The sequence below is a fragment of the Mesorhizobium sp. B2-8-3 genome, assembly GCF_006440815.1.
GTDB lineage: Bacteria > Pseudomonadota > Alphaproteobacteria > Rhizobiales > Rhizobiaceae > Mesorhizobium.
In genome coordinates this window covers 69,572-91,601 of the sequence record NZ_VFTW01000001.1, presented here as the reverse complement: position 1 = coordinate 91,601, position 22,030 = coordinate 69,572, and the positions used below count along the sequence as shown (strand labels likewise).

Here is a 22,030-nt window from a genome sequence, read left to right as displayed (position 1 = left end):
AATAGCTTGTCGGTATTTTTGGAACATGACAGGCGCGCTGTTCAAGCCGCATCCCAGATCGGCGCCGAGAAATGCCCGACAAGCGCGTCGATGACGACGCGCACCTTAGGCGTCAGCGCGCGCGTGACGGGTGCGCCGTCATTGCGGCGTCTTCAGCACGCCGATCACGGCCATGCCGTCGGTAAAATAGGGATCGCCGCCGCCGTTGCGTCCTGCCTTGGTGGCGCCGATCCCCGGTATCTCGCTGGTGGATGCCAGCAGATCGGCAGCCTTCAGGTCGCCGATCAGGAAGTCGCGCTCCGCGTCGATGTCGGGGCCGATATGGTGGGTGACGGCGCCCGTATCGTGGCTGAGGCCGACGCCGCGATCGAAGCTCGCGGCGCCCAGCCAGAGCGGACGGCCGTCGTCGCCGACCGTATCCGTCTGCCAGAAGCGGACGTGGTGGCGCCGGTCGGCGCTGCCTCCGATCGGCTTTTCGAAGGCGAGGTCCTGGGCACGGCCCTCGAACAAAAGGCGGCTCATCGGCGCATCGGGGTAGGGGCGGGAAAACAAGACGCTTTCGCCGATGTCGATCGCGGTCCGCAGCGTCACGGCATCGGCCGTATCCCAGCCGGCGACGGCGAAGGCGTGGACGACTTCCTTCTCGGTGCCGACCAGGCCGACATTGATCGGGTCGCCGGGAATGCCTTGCGGCGTGTGCGTCACCATCTCGAAGGGCCGCGTGCGGAAGCCGCGCTCCCGCCAGGTCCAAAATTCCGGCGCGGCGAGATAGGCGAGCGCCAGATAGAAGGCACAAAACGCCACCAGCCAGATCGCCGCCCGCCGTCTTAAGCTTCGTTGGCTCATGAATGCCGCCCGACCCGTATGGCATCTGTTGCGCTACAATCATGGGAAATCAATGGCCAGCGATCTGGAGACCATTTATCATTAGTTATCGCTAAAGGGGGGTGCGAATGGGGCGGACAAAGACAAGCCACGGGAAAATGGCGCTGACCGCGGAGCTTGTCGCGAGGGTCGAGCGCATGGAGCCCGATCCCGGTCCCGAGCCCGGAACTGGCGAACACAGCGATGCCGAATTTGACGATCTGGCCGAACAGCTGCTTGCGCAATATCGGCCTGAGACGCTCTGGGTCTTTGCCTATGGCTCGCTGATCTGGAATCCGGAGTTCATCTATGAAGAGCAGCGTCCAGCCACCGCGCCAGGGTGGCATCGCTCATTCTGCCTGACGCTGACACGTTGGCGCGGAACGCGAGAGATGCCGGCGCTGATGCTGGCGCTCGACCGGGGAGGCAGTTGCAACGGCATCGCCTACCGGCTGCCGTCGGAGGACCATTTTGGGCAAATCGTCCAACTGCTTCGTCGCGAAATAGACGCGAACCCGCCGACCAATGTGCCCTGCTGGATCAAGCTCCGGACCAAGGACGGACCGTTGCGTGCCCTGGCCTTTGTCGCCGCACCCCAAGGAAGGGCCTATGCCGGCAAGCTGGCGCTGGAGCAGGTTGCGCACACGCTGGCGCGCGCCGCCGGGCATTGGGGCTCCTCGGCGCAATATCTTTTCCGAACGGTCGCCAAACTGGAGGAAAGCGGGATTCGCGACAGAAACCTTTGGCGTATCCAGGATCTGGTCGCCCGGCAGATCATCGCTGCCACCGAAGCCCGAGGCTGATCTAGCGGCAGGCGCGGTAGCCGCTTTTGCGGTTCTTGATGTCGAAATGGAAGTGGTTGCGGTGGTCGTAATTGTAGCCGGGGCCGAGCACCGTGGTGAAATATTGGCAACCGTCGGCGCGCACATTGTTGAGGAAGCCGCGCGTGCGGAAGGCGAACAGGCCGGGCTTGCGGACATCGATGTCGTCGCCATTGTTGAGCTCGATGCTCATCACGTCGAGCGCGTTGCCCTTGCCGTGCTCGGACAGGACGCCTTCGCCGGCGATGTTGCGGCAGGAATAGCTGGAGCCCTGGTGGATCGCCCTGACGCCGGAGAAATAGCGCCAGCGGGCGGCCGGCTGCAGCTCGTTCTTCGTCCAGGCGGCAAAGGTGGCGGCCATGTTGCAGGTCAGCGTTGCGGCCGGCTTCATGGCGACACTGCCGATGGCCGAAACTTTTACCGGGAAATCGATGCCGCACTGGCCTTCATGGATCGGCTGGATGTCCTGATAGACGACGCCCATCCGCTTCAACTCGTTGCGGCAGTCGATCTCGCTGGCCGGCAACTGCTCGCCGGGCGACATCGGCTCGTCCATGCGCGGATAGGCGGCCTCGGTCATGTAGGGATTGGACGGAACGAGGCGCTGCATTCCGGAATATTGCGGCGCGTCGGGCTGCGGCACGGCTGCCGTCTGGCTGCCGACATCGACGGCCGGCTGCAGCGCAAAGACGTCGCCCGTCGTACAGGCCGATATCGTCGCGATGGCAACGCCCGCGGCCAGCCCTGCGATCGTGACGCGCGCACGCTTGTTCCGTTGCGCCAAGCCAAGCATGGCGCCAAGTCTTCGAGCCATTGAAAGGCGTCCTTGTCCCCGAATGGCACAAGATTAATCGCCAAGAGTAAAGGAAAGATCAGCGGCCCCATTCACGCATGGGGCGGAATTGCGGCGCTGTTCTTGCCGGACGTGACCCGAGACTTTCGATATCGCGCTTACTGGCAAAAAGTGCCGCCGTGGCGGCGCGGTTCCAGGTCGAGGTGGAAATGCAGCGCATGGTCGGCGTCGGCGCCCGGCCCGAGCACCGTCTTGAATGGCCCGCAGGCAGCCTTGCGCACCGCGTTGAGGAACTTCGCGTCCTTCTCCGGCGGCGCCGGCCCGACCTCGATCGTCCTCCCGTCCGACAAGGTGAAGCTGGCGATGTCGAGCGCGTTGCCGAAGGCGTGTTCCGACAGTTTGCGCGTGCCGTGGCGCGGCCGGCAGACAAAGGCCGAAGTCTGGTTGATCGACTTCAGGTCGGCCCCGAGTTCGGCCTTCGCCGTGGGCTGGACGACATCGGCCATGAAGCGCGCGGCCGCCTCCGCCATCTGGCAGTTGAGCTCGGTGCCGGGGCTGATACCGATGGATTTGCCAAGCGTTTTCAAAATTATCGGATAGGGAATCGAGCAGCCGATTTCCGCGTCGTGCTCGGCCTTGTGCTCCTCGAATTCGATGCCAAGCGCCTTCAGCCTTTCCCGGCATGCGGTTTCCTCCGCCGGCATCTTGTCGGCCGGCATCTCGGCGGAACGCGGATCGGGAGGCATCTTTTCCTCGCCCGGCGGTTCGGGTTTTTCCGATGGTTGCGGCCCAGTTTCCGGCGGCTCGGGCTCCAGTTCGGTGGGCTTCTGCGGGGGCGTGGGCACGACATCCGGCGTCTGCGGTTCGGATTGCGTCCGCGGCCCGGATTGAGCGCCCTTCGAACGTGGCGGGCGGGCATCCCATTTCGGATGCGACTTGTCCTGGTTGAGAAAGTCGTCATTGCTGTCGAGGCGGCTTTTGTCTCGCCCGGACCTATCGGCGCCGTTCTCCATATCCCGCGGACGCGACCCCGGAACCGGTGTCGCCGCAGGCGTTTGCGGCGCCGGAGCGGCGCTTTGGCCGGCCGGCGGCAGGTGCCTCTTATGCCGATGATGATGCTTGGCGGCGGCCGGCGCAACCAGCAGGATCGCAGCCGCCACAGGCAGCGCCAGTCTGCAAAATCGTGAAAGGCTCAGCGTTGCCATCGCCCGGAAACGGCGGTCGCGTCGCGAAGTTGCCTGCGCGACCCGCCTTGCCGATCACAATCGGTTACCGGCGCGTTACGCGCCGATGGCTTCAAGGCCTTCCTCCAGCCAGTCGGCAAGCATCGGCAGGCCAAGCAGATACTTGGCCGTGCGCTTCCTGGGACGCTCCCTGGCCGCGGCCACCGCGTCCGCCCATTCGGATGCGTCATAGTCGCCGCGTCCGACCCAGGCGAGCGCGATCAGCTCGGCCGCTTCGTCGATATTGAGATCGTTGATCAGCTCGCGGAATTCCTCCTCGGTGAGGTCTTCCGAAGCTTCCTCGACAAGGCCGTCATGGTGATGGCTGGCATGGGTGTCGCCGTCGAATTCGACCTCGTGCTCGGCGCCGTCGTCATAGTCCTCGTTTACGGCGGCGCTCAGCGCCTTGGCCTTGAGGATGAACAGGCGCACCGTGTCCGGATCGATCGAAAGGTCCCACTCCTTCTCGAGGCGCTGCTGCACGATCCTTCTCCACGTGATGCGCTTGGCCCCGATGATAGCGGAATTAAAGCGCGCGTCACGTCCGGCGGTAACGGCTTCTGTCCGGCCGTCCAAAATAGTTCGGCAGCTACCCGCATTTCGGGATGAAACCGCGCCAAGGCGGCGTTAATCTGGCATTGTCACGCTCATGGAGGCTTCGATGCGCAGACGTTTGCTTGTTCAGGTCATGGCTATTGCGGCGCTGCCGCTGTTCGTTGCGCCGGCTTTTGCAGCTGGTGAAGGCGGCAGCAGCGGTGGCCAGACGACCACCACCTGCAAGAAGGGCGAGGTTTGGGACAAGAAAAAGAAGAAGTGCGTCGTGCCGCAATATGGCATGCTGGATGATGACAGCATCTATGAGGCCGGCCACGATCTGGCGATGGCCGGGCGCTATGACGAGGCGATCTCAGTGCTGACGCTTGCCGCCAACAAGCAGGATCCGCGCATCCTCAACTATCTCGGTTATTCGCATCGCCATTCCGGCCGCGTCACGGTCGGCCTTGGCTATTACGAGGAAGCGCTTCGCATCGACCCGAACTATACGCTGGTGCGCGAATATCTCGGCGAAGCGCATCTGCAGATCGGCGATCTCGCCGGCGCCCAGCAGCAGCTCCAGGAAATCGAAAAGCGGACCGGCAAGGGCTCGCGCGAATACGGCATGCTGTCCGAGCAGATCGATCATTTCCTGAGGAGCTGAGCAGGGCCCGACGTCTCTCGAACCGGCTGTGATTGCTCACAGCCGGTTTTTGTTGCTCGCCGTCAGCCGCGGGCCCGCGAAAGCGGTGATCATTTTGCCGAACTTCAATTTTTGGGCGTGAAAATCGCGCGAAGATCGCTATATTCAGGGAAATTGTGGTGAAACGGTTCCGTTAGCCCGAGGCTGCCGGACCGTTTTCTTTTTGTACCCATTTGACAAGGCTGCTCCCGAAAAGCGGGGGTGGCGGCAGGAAAGGTCAGGCATATGATCAAGGTCCCGATGACAGGCGAGGGGTTCGCGTCATTGAAGGAAGAACTTCGCTGGCGTCAGCAGGAGGAACGTCCCCGTATCATCGAGGCGATCTCCGAAGCGCGCTCGCATGGCGACCTGTCGGAAAATGCCGAATATCACGCGGCGAAGGAGTCGCAGAGCCACAATGAGGGCCGCATCAACGAGCTCGAGGATCTGATTGCGCGGGCCGAGGTTATCGACGTCTCCAAGCTTTCCGGCGACAAGGTGAAGTTCGGCGCGACCGTCGTGCTCGTCGACGAGGACACCGAGGAAAAGAAGACCTACCAGATCGTCGGCGACCAGGAAGCGGACGTGAAGTCCGGCCGCATCTCGATCTCCTCGCCGATCGCGCGAGCGCTCATCGGCAAGGAAGTCGGCGACGCCATCGAGGTCAATGCTCCGGGTGGCGCCAGAGGCTACGAGATCGTCCAGGTGCAGTTTATCTAGCAGCTCAGGCTGGCGCCTTCGATCGGAGCGCCAGCAGCCGTTCCGCTTCCGCTATCACCTCAGCCGCCGTGATCTTGCCGCTGGCCGGCGCCATCAAGGTCGACGCAAACTTCCCGCGCGGGCCGGTGAGACCCGGTTCCGTCGCCAGGAAGATGGCGACCGTCGGCAGGCCGAAGGCGCTGGCGAGGTGGGTGAGGCCGGTGTCGGCGCCGATGACCAGCGTCGAACGGCCGAGGAGCGCGGCGATGTCCGCGAGCGGCGATTTGGCAACCAGCACCGTCCCTGGCACGGCACCTGAAACGGCTTCCGCCACTTTCTTTTCCGCCTCGTTCGACCAAGTGACCACCGGCGTGAACTGCCGGTCGGCCAGTTGGTGCGCGGTTTCGATCCAGTCCTCGACCGGCCATTTCTTGTCCTCGCGGCTGGTGCCGTGCAGCAGGAGGGCGATTCTGCCTTCAATGCCGGCCGGATTGCCCGCCGGCGGCACGATGCCGGAGTCGAGCGTCGACAGGTCAGGCTGGTAGCCAAACGCCAGCCCGAACAGCCGCCTGGTGCGCTCGATGGCATGCAGGTCGCGCGGCACGGCATATTTGCGCTGATAAAACAGCGTCGCCGATGGCTCGCGGGCGCTGGCGCGGTCGAAGCCGGCGATCGGCGCGCCGGCCTGTATGGCGACCAGGGCCGACTTCAACAAGCCTTGGGCGTCAATGACGAGATCGTAGCGGGAGGTGCGCAGCGCTTTGCGCAGTCCGGCCATCTCGCGCCATGTGGCGCCGTCGAGAAGCCGCTTGCGCCAGCGCCGGACCGCCACCTTGTGGATCACTCCAATGGCCGGGTGCAGCGCAACGATCCCGGCAAACGCCTCCTCCACGCACCAGTCGAAATTTATGTCGGGGCGGTTGCGCACCGCGTCCTCGACGGCGGGAAAGGTGTGAATGACATCGCCCATCGACGATGTCTTGACGATCAGCACTTTCATGCGGCCGCCGGAACCTCGAGCAAGCGGTCGGCCGCGGCTGTAATGCGGGCGACATCGAGCGTCTTCAGGCAGTTGAGATGGCCGAGCGGGCAGACCTTCTTGTGGCAGGGCGAGCAGGACAGATGCAGCCAGATCAGTTCGGAGCGGTCGCTGAGCGGCGGCGTGTTTTGCGGCGAGGTCGAACCGTAAACGGCCACGATCGGGGTGCCGACGGCGGCCGCGACATGCATCAGCCCGCTGTCGTTCGACACCGCAAGCTTCGCCGCGGCGATCAGGTCGATGGCGTCCTCCAGCCGCGTCTTGCCGGCAAGGTCGACGGCGCCCGGGGCAAGTGCTGCGATCTCACCGGTGACGTCGGCATCGTTCTTCGAGCCGAGCAGGACGACGCCCAGTCCCCTGGCCATCATGTCCCGGGCAAGCCCGGCATAATGATCGCTCGGCCAGCGCTTTGCCGGGCCGAATTCGGCGCCGGGCATGAGCGCCACGAATTTTTGGCCCGCCAGCCCGAAGCGCGCCAGCAAATCCGCCTGGTTGGCCTCGTCGACGGTAAGCCTCGGCGCGCGAAAGGTGCCGCCGCGCGCGAGGCCGAAATAGGCGCGCGCCGTGCGCCGTTTCAGCGCTTCGGGCAGCGGCACGACATCTGTCAGCAGGCCATAGCGCATCTCGCGCAAATTGCCGACACGATGTGGGATGCGGGCAAAGAACGGGATCAGCGCCGATTTCCAGCTTCCCGGCAGCACATAGGCCATGTCGTAGCGGCCGCGCAGCAGGCGGCCGAAGCGCCGCCGGCTGCGGAATTCGAGCGCTCCCGGCATCAGCGGAAAGTCGATCTGGCTGCGTATCTCGGGCATGCGCTTGACCAGTGGTGCCGCCCAGGCCGGCGCCAGCACGTCGATGGCGGCGTGCGGATGCTTTTCCTTCAGCGCCGCAAACAGGCACTGCGCCATGACCATGTCGCCCACCCAGCGTGGGCCGATCACGAGGATCGTTGGGCCTTCAGCCATTCGACATAGTCCCTGACGCCGGTTTCGACTGTACGGAATTGGCCATTGTAGCCGGCCGCGCGCAAGCGGGACATATCAGCCTGCGTGAAACTCTGGTAGCTGCCCTTGAGGTGATCGGGAAAGGGGATGAACTCGATCTCCCCCTTGCCCAGTGTGTCGATGACCGTCTCGGCGATGGCGCGGAACGGCTGGGCGCGGCCGGTGCCGCAATTGAAGATGCCGCTGGCGCCGCGTTTCCACAGCCACAGATTGACCTCCGCCACGTCGCCGACATGGATGAAGTCGCGGCTCTGCTCGCCGGGGCCGAAATCGCCATAAGCGCCGAACAGCTTCGGGTTTTCGCCGCGTTCGACCTGGTTGAACAGATGGAAAGCGACCGAGGCCATGGCGCCCTTATGCGCCTCGCGCGGTCCATAGACGTTGAAATAGCGCAGGCCGGCGACCTGCGAATGATCGGTGTCGAAGACGTTACGGCGGACATAGTCATCGAACAGTTTCTTGGAATAGGCGTAGACGTTGAGCGGCCGCTCTAATTCGGGCTCCTCGCGAAATTCGCTGCCGCCGCCATAGACCGACGCCGAGGAGGCATAGAGGAAGGGCACGCGCAAGGCCAGGCAGGCATGCAGGAGCCGCTTCGAATAGGCGTAGTTCACCTCCATCATGAACTTGCCGTTCCATTCGGTGGTGGTCGAGCAGGCGCCTTGATGGAAGACGGCCTCGATGCGGCCGAGCGCGCCATCCTCGATCCGGGCGAGAAAATCGTCCTTGTCGAGATAGTCGGCGATGCGCAGGTCGGCGAGGTTGGCGATCTTGTGGCCGTCGGTGAGGTCGTCGACGACGACGATGTCGTCATGCTCCTCGGCGTTGAGAGCGGCGACGATGTTGGAGCCGATCATGCCGGCGCCGCCCGTGACAATGATCATGCTTTTCAGCCTTGCTCCGTTGCCGATTCCGGCCCTTATAGGGGAGGTGGACGGGAGTGTCGATAAAGCAGGCGCTCCGGTGCATCACAGTGAAGCCGCAAAGCTCCCGCTTCAGTAGGCATTCGCTACCCGCAGTACCATGAGGGACCAAGAATGCCGTCGACCGAACTGCTCATCGCGTTCTTCGCCACCACGGCGATCTTCGCCTATATACCCGGCCCCGCCATGCTTTATGCGGCGGCGCAGACCATGGCGCGCGGGCGCTGGTCGGGGCTGACGGCGGCGCTGGGCATCCATCTCGGCGGCTATTTCCATGTCTTCGCTGCCGCCACTGGCCTGTCCGTGCTGTTCCACGCCGTGCCGCCGCTCTACATGGCGGTCAAGCTCATCGGCGCGCTCTATCTGATCTGGCTCGGCGTTTGTCTCTTCCGCAAGCGCGCGGATGGCGAGACGGCGCTGCCCGCGATCGAGCGGAAATCGGCCCGCCGGGCCTTTTTCGAGAGCATCACCGTCGAGGTGCTCAATCCCAAGACGGCGATCTTCTTCATGGCGTTCCTGCCGCAGTTCATCGACGCTTCGGCGGCGTTGCCGGTCTGGCTGCAGTTCGTGGTGCTGGGAACCATCGTCAATCTGATGTTTTCCTCGGCCGACATCGCCTGCGTGTTCCTGGCCGGCGCGATGATCGCCCGGCTGCGGCGCTCGGGCCGAGCGCAGCGGCTGATGCAGCGTGCGGGTGGCGCCGTGCTGGTCGGCCTCGGCGTCCACGTCGCCCTGCAGAAGAGCTGATTGCCCAGCCGGCTTCGGCTGCGGTCCGCACCAGGCCTGCCGTTGCGCTCGCCCGAATTGCGGTATATCGGCATCGCCTTGAGTAGCCCACGCCACAATTCCGGCGCTGAAACCTAATCAAGTCCGGCCGTCTTCAGGCAGACCTCGAGTGAGATGATCAAGCACAATCCGCCTTCTCCGGAACCTTTGCATCGCACCATCGCCCGGTTCGGCGACGTCACCGTGCTGGTGGTGGGCGATTTCATCCTCGACCGCTTCGTCAGCGGCGTGATCGAGCGCATCTCGCCGGAAGCCCCCATCCCCGTGCTGCATGGAAAGGGCGAGACGTTGAACATGGGCGGCGCCGGCAATGTCGTCTCCAACATCGTTTCGCTGGGTGCTGCCGCCATACCCGTGTCGGTGATCGGCGCCGACCAGGCGGGTAACAATCTGATGCGGATGCTCAGCGAGATCGGCGTCGACGCGGACGGGCTCCTGCAGCGCCAGGATCGCATGACCTCGTCGAAAAGCCGTTTCAGCGCGCTCAACCAGCAGGTGCTGCGTTTCGACGAGGAAGAGATCAAGCCGCTCACTTCCGCCGAGCGGGCGAAGCTCATCGATCATTTCCAGGCCGCGCTTGGCCGCGCCGACATCGTCATCCTCTCCGACTACGGCAAGGGCATCCTGCTCGACGGCGTCGCCGGTGAGTTGATCGCGATCTGCCGCGATGCCGGCAAGCCGGTGCTGGTCGATCCGAAGGGGCGCGATTACGCGCGCTATGCAGGTGCTACGGCAGTGACGCCGAACCGCAAGGAGCTTGGCGAGGCTGTCGGGCGCAAGGTGTTCGGCGACGACGAGATCGTAGCCGCTGCGCGCGACCTGATCGCCGCGCATGACTTCGAGTTCATCGTCGCCACGCGCAGCGAGAAGGGCATGAGCGTGGTCTCCGCCGAGGACGCCCGGCATATCTCCACCCAGGCGCGCGAAGTCTTTGATGTTTCGGGCGCCGGCGATACGGTCATCGCCAGTTTCGCGCTTTCGCTCGCCGCCGGCGCCGACCGGGTGCATGCCGCCGTCATTGCAAATGCGGCCGGCGGCGTCGTGGTAGGCAAACGCGGCACGGCGCGGCTAAACGTCGAGGAACTGTCCGGCGCGTTGTTCCGCTCGCATGGGCCGACGTCTCATACCGATGCCATTCTTGACGCCAATGCGGCGGCCAGGATGGTGGCAGCATGGAAGGAAGAGGGGCTGACCGTCGGCTTCACCAATGGCTGTTTCGATATCCTGCATGCCGGCCATGTCAGCCTGCTGCATGCCGCGCGCAGCCAGTGCGACCGGCTGGTGCTCGGCCTCAACAGCGACGCCTCGGTGCACCGGCTGAAAGGGCCGGGGCGCCCGGTCAACAACCAGCATGATCGCGCCTGCGTGCTGGCCGCGCTCGCGTCGGTCGATGCCGTCGTCGTCTTCGAGGAAGACACGCCGCTGAAGCTGATCGAGGCGCTTCTGCCGGACATCCTGGTCAAAGGCGCGGATTACACGGTCGAGACCGTGGTCGGCGCCGATGTGGTGCAGAAGGCGGGCGGGCGCGTGGTGCTGGTCGATCTCGTCGCCGGCAAGAGCACGACGAACACCATCGGCAAGCTGCGTGCCGCAAACTGAGGATCTCATGTCTGACTTGAACGATTATCTTGTCCGCTCCGCGGCGGCGATCTCAGCGATGGTTGAACGCGACCTCACCGCGGAAATGGAGCGCGCCGTCGCGACCGTCGTCAAGGCGCTGTCGCAAGGCAAGGCGCTGCTGATCTGCGGCAATGGCGGCTCGGCGAGCGACGCCATCCACATCGCCGGCGAGCTGGTCGGCCGCTTCCTGAAGGAACGCAAGGCCTATAACGTCATCGCGCTGCCGGCCAACGCCGCAGTGCTGACGGCCTGGGGCAACGACTACGGCTTCGACACCGTCTTCTCGCGCCAGGTCGAGGCGCATGGATCGGAAGGCGCGGTGCTGCTGGCCATCTCGACCAGCGGCAACTCGCCAAGCATTCTTGCCGCCGCCGAGCAGGCGCGTGTGATGGAGATGACGGTGATCAGCCTGACCGGCGACACCGGCGGCAAGCTCAGGCCGCTGACCGACATCCTGCTCAACGTGCCGTCGACCTCGACGCCGATCATCCAGCAGGGGCATTTGTGCCTCTATCATCATCTGTGCGAGGCGGTCGAAGCGCGTCTCAGCAATGGCTGAGGGCGAGTCCGCCTTTCCGCTCGTCGAGCCCGGCCTATGGGTGGAGCGGATTGGTAGCAAGGTCTTTGCGGCCGGCCGACCGGCGCTGTTTCTCGACCGTGACGGCACCATCAATGTCGATACTGGCTATCCCGACAATCCGGCCGATGTAGAGCTGCGCGACGATATCATACTTGCCATCGAGGCCGCGAACCGGCGCGGGATTCCGGTCGTTGTCGTCACCAACCAGTCCGGCATCGCACGCGGCTATTTCGGCTGGGATGCGTTCGCCAGGGTCAACGAGCGCGTGCTCGGCCTCATGGCTGAACAAAACGCGTTTGTCGACATGGTTCTTGCCTGCGCCTACCACGACGCCGGCAAGGATCCGCTAGCGGTTGCCGACCATCCGATGCGCAAGCCCAATCCGGGCATGCTGCTGGAGGCGGGCCGGCGGCTCGGCCTCGATCTCAAGCGATCGCTGATCGTCGGCGACAAGCCGGCCGATATGGAAGCCGGCCAGCGCGCCGGCCTTGCGCGTGGCTGGCTGGTCGACGGCGAAGGCTCGACGATGGACGGGCTCCCGGTTTTGCCGTTGCGCGGCGCTCATGACCTTGAGGCGCTGCTTACCGCGATACGGTCGCTCTGATCGCGGTTTGATTCAAAGCCCCGAGCTAAACTGCTTGTTTTTGCAGGTGAATTTCCGGAAGCCGGCACATTAAGTCGGAAAAGCCACCAGGCCCTCATCCTTGACGCGACGGATGGTCAAGGCGGTGCGCACGGTGTCCACATTGGGCGCCGAAGCCAGCTCCTCGATGACGAAGGTCTGGAAGGTGCCGAGGTCGCTTGCCACGCAATGCAGCAGGAAGTCGGATTCGCCCGACACCATCCAGGCGTCGCGCACGATCGGCCAGCCGCGCGTGCGCTCGGCGAAGGCTTTCAGTTCGGCATCGGCCTGATGATGCAGGCCGATCAGGCAGAAGGCCACGACATCCATGCCCAGTGCCGGGGCGTTGAGAAGCGCGCGGTAGCCGCGGATGATGCCGGCCTCCTCCAGCCGCCTGACCCGGCGCAGGCAAGGCGGCGCCGAGATGCCGACCCGGCTCGACAATTCGACATTGGTCATGCGGCCGTCGCCCTGCAGTTCGCGCAGGATCTTCCAGTCGATGGCGTCGAGATCGGCTTTCAGCGGCATGAAGGGCTTTCGCGCAAGAATCTTTCGCAATTTTGTAATTTGGTTTCGCGCCGGAGGCCATAGCTTTGCGATGATTTTCACCCTGTTTTGAGGCATGCGGTGATCCCAGGGCCGCGCACACCTCTGGCGCCATGCATCGGTGACGGTCGGCGATATGGCCCGATATGCAGAGGACGAAGCTTTCCGGGGACGAAGGCCAACCTGCCTTGCTGGTCCCACGGGCAACACTTACATTACGCGCGACAACCACGGCTGCGCGCCGCAGGGGACTTTCATGAACACCAAACATGCGCCCGTTCTTATCATCGGTTCCGGCCCGGCCGGCTACACGGCGGCGGTCTACGCCGCGCGCGCCATGCTGAAGCCGATGCTGGTCGCCGGCCTGCAGCAGGGCGGCCAATTGATGATCACTACCGACGTCGAGAACTATCCCGGCTTCGCCGATCCGATCCAGGGCCCCTGGCTGATGGAGCAGATGCTCAAGCAGGCCGAGCATGTCGGCACCGACATCATCAACGACATCATCACCGAGGTCGACCTCAATGTGCGGCCGTTTCGCGCCACAGGCGACTCCGGCACAATCTACACGGCGGACGCCTTGATCATCGCCACCGGGGCGCAGGCGAAGTGGCTGGGCATTCCGTCGGAGCAGACCTTCATGGGCTTCGGCGTTTCGGCCTGCGCCACCTGCGACGGCTTCTTCTATCGCGGCAAGGACGTCGCGGTGGTGGGCGGCGGCAATTCCGCGGTCGAGGAGGCGCTCTATCTGTCGAACCTCGCCAAGAGCGTCACCGTCATCCACCGGCGCAGCGATTTCCGCGCCGAGCGCATCCTGCGCGAGCGGCTGCTCAAGAAGGACAATGTCCGCGTCATCTGGGACACGGTCGTCGACGAGATCACCGGACGGCCGGGCAAGGCGCCGCTGCCGCCCTCGGTCGAGGGCCTGACGCTGCGCAACGTGGTGACCGGCCAGGAATCGAAGCTGCCGGTCGACGGCGTGTTCGTCGCCATCGGCCATGCGCCGGCGGTGGAACTCTTCGCCGGCAAGCTGAAGCAGAAGCCGAACGGCTATCTGTGGACGGCGCCCGATTCCACCCGCACCGATGTGCCCGGCGTCTTCGCAGCCGGCGACGTCACCGACGACGTGTACCGCCAGGCGGTGACGGCGGCCGGGCTTGGCTGCATGGCGGCGCTCGAGGCGGAAAAATATCTGGCGGGCATCGAGGTTCACCGCGAAGCGGCGGAATGACAGATCGGCTGAAAGAAGCCGTTTAAAAGCCTGATTTTTCATTCAGACGCCGAAGGCAACGCGAGGGGAATCATGGCGCTGGACTGGGACAAATTACGCGTATTTCACGCAGCGGCGGAGGCTGGGTCGTTCACCCATGCCGCGGAGACGCTGCATCTGTCGCAATCGGCTATTTCGCGGCAGGTCAGCGCGCTGGAGCATGATGTCGGCGTCGCGCTGTTCCACCGCCATGCGCGCGGCCTGGTGCTGACCGAGCAGGGCGAGATGCTGTTCCGCACGGCGCATGACGTGCTGATGAAGCTGGAAACGATCAAGACGCGGCTGACCGAGACCAAGGACCGGCCGTCGGGCGTGCTCAGGGTAACGACCACGGTGGGCCTGGGCGCCGGCTGGCTGACCGAACGGGTGCAGGAATTCATCGAGCTCTATCCCGAGATCAGCCTGCAGCTGATCCTCGCCAATGAGGAGCTCGACCTCACCATGCGCCAGGCCGATTGCGCGATCCGGCTGCGCCAGCCGCAGCAGCCCGACCTCATCCAGCGCCGGCTGTTCACGGTGCATTTCCACCTTTACGCGGCGCCGTCCTATATCGCCAAGTTCAGCAGGCCGGCCTCGATCGCCGAGCTCAGGAACCACCGCATCGTCACCTTCGGCGTGCCGGTGCCATCGCATCTGTCGGAGCTGAACTGGCTGGAGACCGTCGGCGATTTCGAGGGCGCGCAGCGGGTGCCGACGCTGCAGATCAACGACATCCTGTCGATCAAGCGGGCCGTGCAGGGCGGCGCCGGCATCGCCATGCTGCCGGACTATGTGATCAACAAGGACTCGAACCTGGTGCAGTTGCTGCCGGAGACCGAGGTGCCGTCCTTCGATACCTATTTCGCCTATCCCGACGCGATGAAGAACCAGGCGAAGCTGCACGTTTTTCGCGATTTCATCATCGCCAAGGCCCGCAGCTGGTCTTACTAAAAACGACCGGCCGAGAAACTACTGCCCGCGCCACGGCGTCAGCCGTGGCAGCCAGCCGGGGACGGCGCGGCGGTAGGTTTCGTATTCCGCGCCATAGCGGTTGGCGAGCGTCGGCTCTTCATAGACCTTGACGAAGGAGACCATCGCCGCGGCGGCGATCAGGCCGTAGACCAGCACCGCCCAGCTCGAAAAGATCAGCGCCTGGCCAAGGATGATCACCAGCACCGCCACGTACATTGGGTTGCGCACATGGCGGTAGATGCCGCCGACGACCAGTTTCTCGGTCGGAGCCACGGGAGCGGGCGTGCCCAAGCCCTCGAGGGCAAAACGGGCAAAGGCATGAAGCAAGATGGCGGCGGCTCCGACCACGAGAAGCGAGCCCGCAGACACGAAGCCCGGCAGGGCCGACAGAGGTTTGCGATAGTGGTCGGTCAAGAGCCATGGCGCCAGGCCGGCGACGACGCCGGGCGCGACGACAAGGAACAGCGCGCTGCCGGCGATTGCCGAAAAAGTTCGCATCGTCGGTCTCCTGCCGTAAAAATAAACTCGGCTTGCCGAAATCGACATCATTTCGCGGATTCGCATATTTCCGAGCAAAATCAGCTCGATTTTGCATTTAAGCAGTCGCTTTAGGGCCGGAAACGCACCGGAATCGGCGATTTTTCTGGTCCTATGGGTTCCAAGAATAGGTTGGACCACAGCCTGCGTCTTTTTGCATGCGTGTGTTGCAAAATAGATGCTTGTTTCTTGGGCATGATGAGCACATATATAGTGTCATCTCCAGGGCGCGTTCTCCTCCCATTAGCGCCCTCGAGTGTTCCCCTCTGGAGGTTAGCCCTAATCGGCACTTCCAATCAACTCAGCCGGATCTTTATTGATCCGGCTTTTTTGTTGCCCGCGTGCCTTCGAGCCGGGAAAAAAACGACTGGATCCACCACGTAACAGTGACATGTAACATCGGGTAACATGTCGCGGACGAACTCTATGGTTTAAGTAGAGGATAGGACGCGGTTGGTCGGTTCGGGAGATGGGGGCATCACTCGGAAGACCGGGCTCAGGCAAGCACCGCGTCCGAACCATTTTTCCGGATGCGGCGGACCAGCCGTTGCCTCCCAGGAAAACGGTCCGCAATAGGAACGGCGTCCGGATCATCCGGACGCCGTTTTCATATCTTCAACAGAAGTCTGCGACCTGCTCAGGCGGCTTTGCCGTTGGCGTTCATCGCCTCGTCGGCGAGCCGGCCGGTGAGCTCGGCCATGTGGTCGAAAGCGGCCTTGTAGCTGGCGACGCCGGCGGTCGCCGAGCGCAGCTCGATGATCAGGTCACCGATTTCGGCCTGCGGCATGGTCGCCTCGACGACGTCCCAGCCGGGCCAGTCGGGCCTTGCATCATAGCCGAGGATCTGGCCGCGCCGCTGCGGGATCAGCGCGATGATCTTCGAGGTCGCGTCCGAAGGCGTGACGATCTCGACCTTCATCACCGGCTCCAGCAGGACCGGCGAACAGGCGGTCATGCCTTCCTTCATCGCGAGCTTCGCCGCCATCTGGAAGGCCATGTCGGAGGAGTCCACGGCATGGTAGGAGCCGTCCGACAGGTTGACGGCGACGTCGACAACCGGGAAGCCGAGCGGGCCTGTCTTCAGGTAGTCGCGGATGCCGGTCTCCACCGACTGAATGTAGGTTTTCGGCACCACGCCACCGGTGATGGTGTCGGAGAACTGGAAGCCGGACCCGCGCGGCAGCGGCTTGATCTCGATCACCACGTCGCCGAACTGGCCGTGGCCGCCGGACTGCTTCTTGTGGCGGCCGCGCTGCTGCGCTCCTTTGCGGATCGTCTCCCGGTAAGGCACCGCCGGGGCATGACCCTCGATCGGGATCTGGTTCTTGCCCTCGAGGCGCTCGCGAACCACGCGCAGATGCATTTCGCCGTGGCCCGACAGGACGGTTTCGGCGGAATCCTGGTTGTGGCGCAGGCTGAGCGATGGATCCTCCTCGGCAAGCCGCTGGATCGCCGCGGACATCTTGACCTCGTCCTTGCGCTCCTTGGGGCGAAGCGCGAAGGCGAAGACAGGCTGCGGCGGTTCCAGCGTGACCAATGGCCGGATGCCGCCCTTGGCCGAACTCAGCGTCTGGGCGGTCTTGACGTCGTCGAGCTTGCCGAGCGCGACCGTGTCGCCCGCCTTGGCGGACGTCAGCTTCGTCTGGTCCTTGCCGAGCATCTTGTAGATGCCGGAAACCTTCGCCGTGTCGCCGTTGGAAAGGAAGAGCTCGGCCGCGTCGGCCAATTGGCCGGAAAGCACGCGCGACACCGAAAGCTTGCCGCCATGCGCAGTGTGGATGGTCTTCATCACCTGCACCACCGTCTGGCCGTCCGGCGCGCCAAGGCGCTTCCTGGTTGCCTCGACATCGGGCGCGTCGTGGCGAATGGCCTTCAACAGGCGCAGCACGCCATTGCCCTTCTCGGCCGTGCCGATCAGCACCGGCGTCACCGCGCCGGCGCGCAGGTCGGCCGAGAGATCATCGAAGATCGCATCCTTCGGCGGCTCGATCTCCTCCAGCAACTGCTCCATCAGGTGATCGTCATGGTCGGCAAGCGTCTCCAGCATGGAGAACCGCGCCTCCAGCTCGCGCGCCTTGTCGTCGTTCGCGATGTCGGCGACCTGGCTCTCGGCATATTCGCGGTAGATGTAGGCGCGTTCCAACGCCAGATCGATCGAGCCGATGACGACACCGTCCTTGCGCACCGGAATCTGGCGCAGCAGCAGCGGCACAGAACTTGCCGGCTGCAGCATCTTCAGCGTGTCGCGCACGCCCATGATCGCCTTGTCGACCTTGTTGAGGAACAGGATGCGCGGAATGGCGAGATCGTCGAGCTTGCGCATGATGAGCTGGAGTGCCGGGATCTTCTTCTCGTCGGCCTCGGCGACGACGACAGCGAGGTCGCAAGCGGCAAGCACGGGTTCGGCCTCGAAGGCGAATTCGATGGAGCCGGGGCAGTCGACGAAGGTGATCTGCTCGCCCATGAAATCGGTGGTGGCGAAGGTCGCCTCGACGCTCATGGCGTGAGCGCGGGCCTCGGGCGAATGATCGGAAACAGTGTTGCCCGACGAAACTGGTGACTGGCGGGGAATGGCGCCCGTGCGGGCGAGTATGGCTTCGAGAAGTGTCGTCTTACCGCTTGCGAAGGGACCGATTATGGCGATGCATTTCGGTCCCGTGCGTCGTCCTCCGGCGCGAGTACCCATGGCTGACCTCCACTCAGGCGTTTCCCAAGAGAGCGATCAGCAAAAGTGGAAACCGGTTTTGCGTCCGATCGCACCCTATGCAGAGCGGCGGCCGGCCTGTTCGGCCGTCGCGGGCGGGGTTTATCCACCCCTTCCCAAAGCCATCGTCACACGGGTTCGCCGGGAGGGCAAGAAAAATAGGATGTTCGCCGGCTTGGAGTCGTCAGGCCACCATTTCCTATGTCAGGCCGTGAGGGCGAGCGGTTCGCGGGCGGCTGCACACAACGCGCTTGCCTTGTCGCGCGGCGCGGGCTTGCCGAAGAAATAGCCCTGGAAACGGCTGCAGCCGGCGGTCCTGGCGAGGGCGAATTCCTCCGCAGTTTCGACGCCTTCCGCGACGATGGCGATGTCCTGGATGCGGGCGATCTGGGCAAGCGCGGAAACGAAGATCTGCGCCACCTGGTCATGGGCGAGGCTGCGGATGTAGGAGCGGTCGATCTTGACGCTGTCGATGGGCAGCGACTTCAGATAGTTGAAACCGCAATGGCCGGTGCCGAAGTCGTCCAGCGCAATGTGGAAGCCGAGGCCGCGCAGCGCCTCCAGGCGCCTCAGAACCTCGGGCGTCGCGGCCGTCGCCACCGTCTCGGTGATCTCGATGATGAACTGCGATGCGGACCGGCCGGTTTCGCGCAGGATCCGGTTGCACATCGTCACGATCTCGTCGCGCTTCAACTGCTCGCCCGAGACGTTGATCGAGATACGCCGTCCGGGAAAATGCCCGACATCGGCACAGGCGCGCTTGAAGACCCACTCGCCGATCATGTCGATCAGCGTCGAGCGCTCGGCGATCGGGATGAATTCCGCCGGCGAGATCAAACCGCGCACCGGGTGACGCCAGCGGATCAAGCCTTCCAGCGCGTCGACCGAGCCGTCGGGATTGACGATCGGCTGATAGTGCAGCTCCAGCTCGCCGAGATAGACCGCGGCGCGCAGTTCGCGTTCCACCAGGCGGCGATAACGCTTGTCCGACAGCATCTCCTCATCGAAAACGGTGATGCGGCCGCGACCGGCTGCCTTGCTTTCGTAGAGCGCGAGATCGGCCAGCAGCATCAATTCAGCGCCGTTCGAAGCATGCAACGGCGCGAGCGCGACGCCCACCGAGATCGACAGGGGAATGATCTTGCCTTCATGCCTCTTGCCGGCACGCATCGCGTCCAGCAGCCGGCGCGCGTCCTTGTTGATAATGGCGACGTCGCCATGCGGAACCATGATGCCGAACTCGTCGCCGCCGAGCCGGCCGATGACGCCGTCCTCGAAGATGCGCTGGGCTTCCGCGACCAGGTGCGCCAGCGCCAGATCGCCGAACTGATGGCCGAACGTGTCGTTGAGCTGCTTGAAATGATCGAGGTCGATCAAAAGCAGGCTTGCCTGGCGACGGTTGCGCAAGCCACCCAACCAGTCGCCCAGCGCTTCGATGAAATAGCGCCGGGTCATGGCCCCGGTCATGGCATCGACGGTGAGAAAGCGATGCTTCTCGGCCTCGGCATCCGCCGCCGATTGCAGGCGCTGGACGACGCTCGCGCGCATATACATCAACACCAGAAGCGCCATTAAGGTCGATGCCACCGATACCACCAGCGCGCCTGCGCGGGAGGCGTTCTCCGTCAGCGCGAAAGCCGCAAGCCAGGTGGCGGCGATGCTCATCACGAGCAAAGCCTGGATGCCGCGATAGATACGGCCGCTGTGATCCTTGATTGTCGCCAAGATACTCATGTCCGCGCCCCCACAGCACGCGACATGGCTAGGGCTTCAGCCGTTAACAAACACTGAGTTCGGCGACCGTTCCGCGGCATTAATCAGCGCCGGATTGAGCGGTGGCGTTTTATGGTTAAAAAGCAACGATTTATGACAGTTTGTTGACCGGCTAACGAGCCTCTATCGCGGGGCCTCGACGCGGTCGTCAGGCGGCTGAAAAAGGCCGGTTGCGTCAACAGCGCATCGGGGTGAAACTGCTTCGCAAGACGAGGCTGGAGCGGTTCACCGTCTCGCGGAAACGGCGAAACGCTCCATCTCCTTGTTTTTATGCCATTCCGGACGGAAGGTTACGGCGAAGGCGCCGAACTTAACCGCTCACACTTTTCCTGGAATTGCTCCAGCGAAGCAATATTCGAGAAGGATTGGACGATGAAGATCATTGCGTGCGGCTCAGTGCCGACAGTCATCGCGCCGGACAAATACTTTACCGGGCGGGTGCTGCAGACGCCAATCGTCGAGAAGGAGGCGCCGGCAAGGCTCAGGGCGACGCTGGTCAGCTTCGAGCCCGGCGCACGCACGCATTGGCACACGCACCCGCTCGGACAGACGCTCTATGTCACCTCCGGCGCCGGGCTTGCGCAGACCTGGGGCGGACCGATCGAAGAGATCAGGGCAGGGGATGTCATTTCCTTCGCGCCGGGCGAAAAGCACTGGCACGGCGCCGGGGCGAAAACCGCCATGGCCCATATCGCCATGCAGGAGGCGCTGGACGGCGTCCATGCCGACTGGCTGGAAGCGGTCACGCCGGAGCAATATGGCGGCTAAGGCCAACAAAAAACCCGGCCGAAGCCGGGTTCTCCAATGTGACAACGTGGCGTCGATCAGGTCAGCGACGCGGTAAAGCGCTGGATGCGCGTGCAGGCTTCTTCCAGCAGCGCGTCCGAGGTGGCGTAGGAGATGCGGAAGTTCGGCCCCAGCCCAAAGGCCGAGCCGAACACCACCGCGACGCCTTCGGCCTCCAACAGTTCGGAGCAGAAGGCTTCGTCGGTGTCGATGACCTTGCCCGTCTTGGTCTTCTTGCCGATCAGCTGGGCGCAGGACGGGTAGACATAGAAGGCGCCTTCCGGCGACGGGCAGGAGATGCCGCGCGCCTGATTGAGCATAGAGACGACTAGGTCGCGCCGGCCCTGGAAGATCGCCTTGTTCTTGGCAATGAAATCCTGCGGCCCGTTGAGCGCCTCGACGGAAGCCCATTGCGCGATGGTGCAGGCGCCCGACGTCTGCTGGCCCTGGATCATGTCCATGGCCTTGACGAGGGGCACCGGGCCGGCGGCATAGCCGATGCGCCAGCCGGTCATGGCATAGGCTTTCGACACGCCGTTCATGGTCAGCGTGCGCTCATAGAGGTTCGGCTCGACCTCGGCGATGGTCTTGAAGACGAAGTCGCCATAGGTCAGGTGCTCATACATGTCGTCGGTCAGCGTCCAGACATGCGGATGCTTGAGCAGCACGTCGGCCAGCGCCCTGAGCTCGGCCTCCGTGTAGGCGGCGCCCGAAGGGTTCGACGGCGAATTCATCAACAGCCATTTGGTCTTCGGCGTGATCGCCTTTTCCAGCACTTGCGGTGTGAGCTTGAAGCCGTTGTCGATCGAGGTGTCGGCGAACACCGACGTGCCGCCGCAGATCGCCACCATTTCGGGATAGCTCACCCAGTAGGGGCGCGGGATGACGACTTCGTCGCCGGGGTTCAGCGTCGCCATGAAGGCGTTGAACAGGATCTGCTTGCCGCCGGTGCCGACGATGGTCTGCTCCGGCCGGTAGTCGAGGTTGTTCTCGCGCTTGAACTTCCTGGCGATCGCCTCGCGCAGCGGCACGATGCCGGAAACCGGCGGATATTTGGTCTCGCCGCGGCGGATCGCCTCGATCGCCGCGTTCTTGATGTTGTCGGGCGTATCGAAATCCGGCTCGCCGGCGCCGAGGCCGATCACGTCACGGCCGGCATTTTTCAGCTCGCGCGCTTTCTGCGTCACCGCGATGGTCGCGGAAGGCTTAACGCGGGAAAGGGCGTCGGCGAGAAAGGCCATGACAAAATGTCTCCTAGGAAAGCGGCCAGGAG

The 22,030-nt window shown here is 63.9% G+C and carries 22 protein-coding genes; 10 read left to right on the top strand and 12 right to left on the bottom strand.

The window, feature by feature from the left end; genetic code table 11:
- Positions 1-138: 138 nt before the first annotated feature.
- The gene (locus FJ418_RS00475; RefSeq protein ID WP_140640796.1) at positions 139-846 is read right to left on the bottom strand and encodes an LssY C-terminal domain-containing protein; all 708 of its coding nucleotides are present in this window, start codon (positions 844-846) and stop codon (positions 139-141) included.
- A gap of 176 nt (positions 847-1,022) precedes the next feature.
- On the opposite strand from FJ418_RS00475, the gene FJ418_RS00470 reads away from it, so the two are divergent.
- Positions 1,023-1,667: a gamma-glutamylcyclotransferase gene (locus FJ418_RS00470; RefSeq protein ID WP_246682858.1), complete on the top strand. Its 645-nt coding sequence runs from the start codon at positions 1,023-1,025 to the stop codon at positions 1,665-1,667.
- A 1-nt stretch (position 1,668) separates the two neighbouring features.
- Here the strand turns inward: FJ418_RS00470 and FJ418_RS00465 are convergent, their stop codons facing one another.
- From FJ418_RS00465 to FJ418_RS00455, 3 genes are all read right to left on the bottom strand, one after another.
- Positions 1,669-2,499 carry an extensin family protein gene (locus tag FJ418_RS00465; protein ID WP_140862989.1) on the bottom strand — a complete coding sequence of 277 codons (831 nt, stop codon included), beginning with the start codon at positions 2,497-2,499 and terminating at the stop codon, positions 1,669-1,671.
- Between the two features lie 137 nt (positions 2,500-2,636).
- A complete protein-coding gene (locus tag FJ418_RS00460) occupies positions 2,637-3,638 on the bottom strand; it encodes an extensin family protein (protein ID WP_246682856.1) in 1,002 nt (333 codons plus the stop codon).
- A gap of 120 nt (positions 3,639-3,758) precedes the next feature.
- Positions 3,759-4,184, bottom strand: a complete 426-nt coding sequence (locus FJ418_RS00455; RefSeq protein ID WP_140782327.1) for a DUF3775 domain-containing protein — start codon at positions 4,182-4,184, stop codon at positions 3,759-3,761.
- Between the two features lie 178 nt (positions 4,185-4,362).
- Between FJ418_RS00455 and FJ418_RS00450 the strand changes: the two genes are divergently transcribed.
- Both FJ418_RS00450 and greA read left to right on the top strand, forming a co-directional pair.
- A complete protein-coding gene (locus tag FJ418_RS00450; RefSeq protein ID WP_140640788.1) occupies positions 4,363-4,899 on the top strand; it encodes a tetratricopeptide repeat protein in 537 nt (178 codons plus the stop codon).
- Positions 4,900-5,163: 264 nt separating this feature from the next.
- On the top strand, positions 5,164-5,637 hold the full coding sequence (gene greA / locus FJ418_RS00445; protein WP_027168132.1) for a transcription elongation factor GreA: 474 nt from the start codon (positions 5,164-5,166) through the stop codon (positions 5,635-5,637).
- A 4-nt stretch (positions 5,638-5,641) separates the two neighbouring features.
- Here greA and waaC read toward each other — a convergent pair whose 3' ends face one another.
- The 3 genes from waaC to rfaD are packed head-to-tail and all read right to left on the bottom strand — an operon-like array spanning position 5,642 to position 8,543.
- Entirely contained in the window at positions 5,642-6,616 is a 975-nt protein-coding gene (gene waaC / locus FJ418_RS00440; RefSeq protein WP_140862983.1) for a lipopolysaccharide heptosyltransferase I, read from the bottom strand.
- The gene (waaF, locus tag FJ418_RS00435; protein WP_140862981.1) at positions 6,613-7,620 is read right to left on the bottom strand and encodes a lipopolysaccharide heptosyltransferase II; all 1,008 of its coding nucleotides are present in this window, start codon (positions 7,618-7,620) and stop codon (positions 6,613-6,615) included. The genes waaC and waaF overlap by 4 nt, the downstream gene beginning before the upstream one ends.
- Positions 7,593-8,543: an ADP-glyceromanno-heptose 6-epimerase gene (rfaD, locus tag FJ418_RS00430; RefSeq protein WP_140862979.1), complete on the bottom strand. Its 951-nt coding sequence runs from the start codon at positions 8,541-8,543 to the stop codon at positions 7,593-7,595. Before rfaD ends, waaF begins: the two co-directional genes overlap by 28 nt.
- Positions 8,544-8,696: 153 nt before the next feature.
- Between rfaD and FJ418_RS00425 the strand changes: the two genes are divergently transcribed.
- The 4 genes from FJ418_RS00425 (at position 8,697) to FJ418_RS00410 (ending at position 12,172) form a co-directional block, all read left to right on the top strand.
- On the top strand, positions 8,697-9,329 hold the full coding sequence (locus FJ418_RS00425) for a LysE family translocator (RefSeq protein WP_140782323.1): 633 nt from the start codon (positions 8,697-8,699) through the stop codon (positions 9,327-9,329).
- 153 nt (positions 9,330-9,482) lie between these two features.
- A complete protein-coding gene (rfaE1, locus tag FJ418_RS00420; protein WP_140862977.1) occupies positions 9,483-10,967 on the top strand; it encodes a D-glycero-beta-D-manno-heptose-7-phosphate kinase in 1,485 nt (494 codons plus the stop codon).
- A gap of 7 nt (positions 10,968-10,974) precedes the next feature.
- A complete protein-coding gene (locus tag FJ418_RS00415) occupies positions 10,975-11,547 on the top strand; it encodes an SIS domain-containing protein (protein ID WP_140703840.1) in 573 nt (190 codons plus the stop codon).
- Positions 11,540-12,172 (top strand): HAD family hydrolase, encoded by a 633-nt coding sequence (locus FJ418_RS00410; protein ID WP_140862975.1) that lies wholly within the window; start codon positions 11,540-11,542, stop codon positions 12,170-12,172. Before FJ418_RS00415 ends, FJ418_RS00410 begins: the two co-directional genes overlap by 8 nt.
- 69 nt (positions 12,173-12,241) lie before the next feature.
- Here FJ418_RS00410 and FJ418_RS00405 read toward each other — a convergent pair whose 3' ends face one another.
- On the bottom strand, positions 12,242-12,718 hold the full coding sequence (locus FJ418_RS00405; RefSeq protein ID WP_140782319.1) for an Lrp/AsnC family transcriptional regulator: 477 nt from the start codon (positions 12,716-12,718) through the stop codon (positions 12,242-12,244).
- Between the two features lie 274 nt (positions 12,719-12,992).
- Between FJ418_RS00405 and trxB the strand changes: the two genes are divergently transcribed.
- Positions 12,993-13,967: a thioredoxin-disulfide reductase gene (gene trxB / locus FJ418_RS00400; protein WP_140862972.1), complete on the top strand. Its 975-nt coding sequence runs from the start codon at positions 12,993-12,995 to the stop codon at positions 13,965-13,967.
- Positions 13,968-14,039: 72 nt separating this feature from the next.
- Positions 14,040-14,936, top strand: a complete 897-nt coding sequence (locus FJ418_RS00395) for a LysR family transcriptional regulator (protein WP_140640770.1) — start codon at positions 14,040-14,042, stop codon at positions 14,934-14,936.
- A gap of 18 nt (positions 14,937-14,954) precedes the next feature.
- Here the strand turns inward: FJ418_RS00395 and FJ418_RS00390 are convergent, their stop codons facing one another.
- From FJ418_RS00390 to FJ418_RS00380, 3 genes are all read right to left on the bottom strand, one after another.
- Entirely contained in the window at positions 14,955-15,455 is a 501-nt protein-coding gene (locus FJ418_RS00390) for an isoprenylcysteine carboxylmethyltransferase family protein (protein WP_140862969.1), read from the bottom strand.
- Positions 15,456-16,131: 676 nt separating this feature from the next.
- Positions 16,132-18,180, bottom strand: a complete 2,049-nt coding sequence (locus FJ418_RS00385; RefSeq protein WP_140862967.1) for an elongation factor G — start codon at positions 18,178-18,180, stop codon at positions 16,132-16,134.
- A 222-nt stretch (positions 18,181-18,402) separates the two neighbouring features.
- Positions 18,403-19,932 (bottom strand): bifunctional diguanylate cyclase/phosphodiesterase, encoded by a 1,530-nt coding sequence (locus tag FJ418_RS00380; RefSeq protein WP_140653723.1) that lies wholly within the window; start codon positions 19,930-19,932, stop codon positions 18,403-18,405.
- A gap of 411 nt (positions 19,933-20,343) precedes the next feature.
- On the opposite strand from FJ418_RS00380, the gene FJ418_RS00375 reads away from it, so the two are divergent.
- A complete protein-coding gene (locus FJ418_RS00375; RefSeq protein WP_140653725.1) occupies positions 20,344-20,739 on the top strand; it encodes a cupin domain-containing protein in 396 nt (131 codons plus the stop codon).
- A 56-nt stretch (positions 20,740-20,795) separates the two neighbouring features.
- Here FJ418_RS00375 and FJ418_RS00370 read toward each other — a convergent pair whose 3' ends face one another.
- Entirely contained in the window at positions 20,796-21,998 is a 1,203-nt protein-coding gene (locus FJ418_RS00370) for a pyridoxal phosphate-dependent aminotransferase (RefSeq protein WP_140640760.1), read from the bottom strand.
- Positions 21,999-22,030: the final 32 nt, after the last annotated feature.

Coding starts and splice junctions, on each gene's coding strand:
- FJ418_RS00475 (WP_140640796.1), bottom strand. CDS start 846: ATGAGCCAACGAAGCTTAAGACGGCGGGCGGCGATCTGGCTGGTGGCG.
- FJ418_RS00470 (WP_246682858.1), top strand. CDS start 1,023: ATGGAGCCCGATCCCGGTCCCGAGCCCGGAACTGGCGAACACAGCGAT.
- FJ418_RS00465 (WP_140862989.1), bottom strand. CDS start 2,499: ATGGCTCGAAGACTTGGCGCCATGCTTGGCTTGGCGCAACGGAACAAG.
- FJ418_RS00450 (WP_140640788.1), top strand. CDS start 4,363: ATGCGCAGACGTTTGCTTGTTCAGGTCATGGCTATTGCGGCGCTGCCG.
- greA (WP_027168132.1), top strand. CDS start 5,164: ATGATCAAGGTCCCGATGACAGGCGAGGGGTTCGCGTCATTGAAGGAA.
- waaC (WP_140862983.1), bottom strand. CDS start 6,616: ATGAAAGTGCTGATCGTCAAGACATCGTCGATGGGCGATGTCATTCAC.
- waaF (WP_140862981.1), bottom strand. CDS start 7,620: ATGGCTGAAGGCCCAACGATCCTCGTGATCGGCCCACGCTGGGTGGGC.
- rfaD (WP_140862979.1), bottom strand. CDS start 8,543: ATGATCATTGTCACGGGCGGCGCCGGCATGATCGGCTCCAACATCGTC.
- FJ418_RS00425 (WP_140782323.1), top strand. CDS start 8,697: ATGCCGTCGACCGAACTGCTCATCGCGTTCTTCGCCACCACGGCGATC.
- rfaE1 (WP_140862977.1), top strand. CDS start 9,483: ATGATCAAGCACAATCCGCCTTCTCCGGAACCTTTGCATCGCACCATC.
- FJ418_RS00415 (WP_140703840.1), top strand. CDS start 10,975: ATGTCTGACTTGAACGATTATCTTGTCCGCTCCGCGGCGGCGATCTCA.
- FJ418_RS00410 (WP_140862975.1), top strand. CDS start 11,540: ATGGCTGAGGGCGAGTCCGCCTTTCCGCTCGTCGAGCCCGGCCTATGG.
- FJ418_RS00405 (WP_140782319.1), bottom strand. CDS start 12,718: ATGCCGCTGAAAGCCGATCTCGACGCCATCGACTGGAAGATCCTGCGC.
- trxB (WP_140862972.1), top strand. CDS start 12,993: ATGAACACCAAACATGCGCCCGTTCTTATCATCGGTTCCGGCCCGGCC.
- FJ418_RS00395 (WP_140640770.1), top strand. CDS start 14,040: ATGGCGCTGGACTGGGACAAATTACGCGTATTTCACGCAGCGGCGGAG.
- FJ418_RS00390 (WP_140862969.1), bottom strand. CDS start 15,455: ATGCGAACTTTTTCGGCAATCGCCGGCAGCGCGCTGTTCCTTGTCGTC.
- FJ418_RS00385 (WP_140862967.1), bottom strand. CDS start 18,180: ATGGGTACTCGCGCCGGAGGACGACGCACGGGACCGAAATGCATCGCC.
- FJ418_RS00380 (WP_140653723.1), bottom strand. CDS start 19,932: ATGAGTATCTTGGCGACAATCAAGGATCACAGCGGCCGTATCTATCGC.
- FJ418_RS00375 (WP_140653725.1), top strand. CDS start 20,344: ATGAAGATCATTGCGTGCGGCTCAGTGCCGACAGTCATCGCGCCGGAC.
- FJ418_RS00370 (WP_140640760.1), bottom strand. CDS start 21,998: ATGGCCTTTCTCGCCGACGCCCTTTCCCGCGTTAAGCCTTCCGCGACC.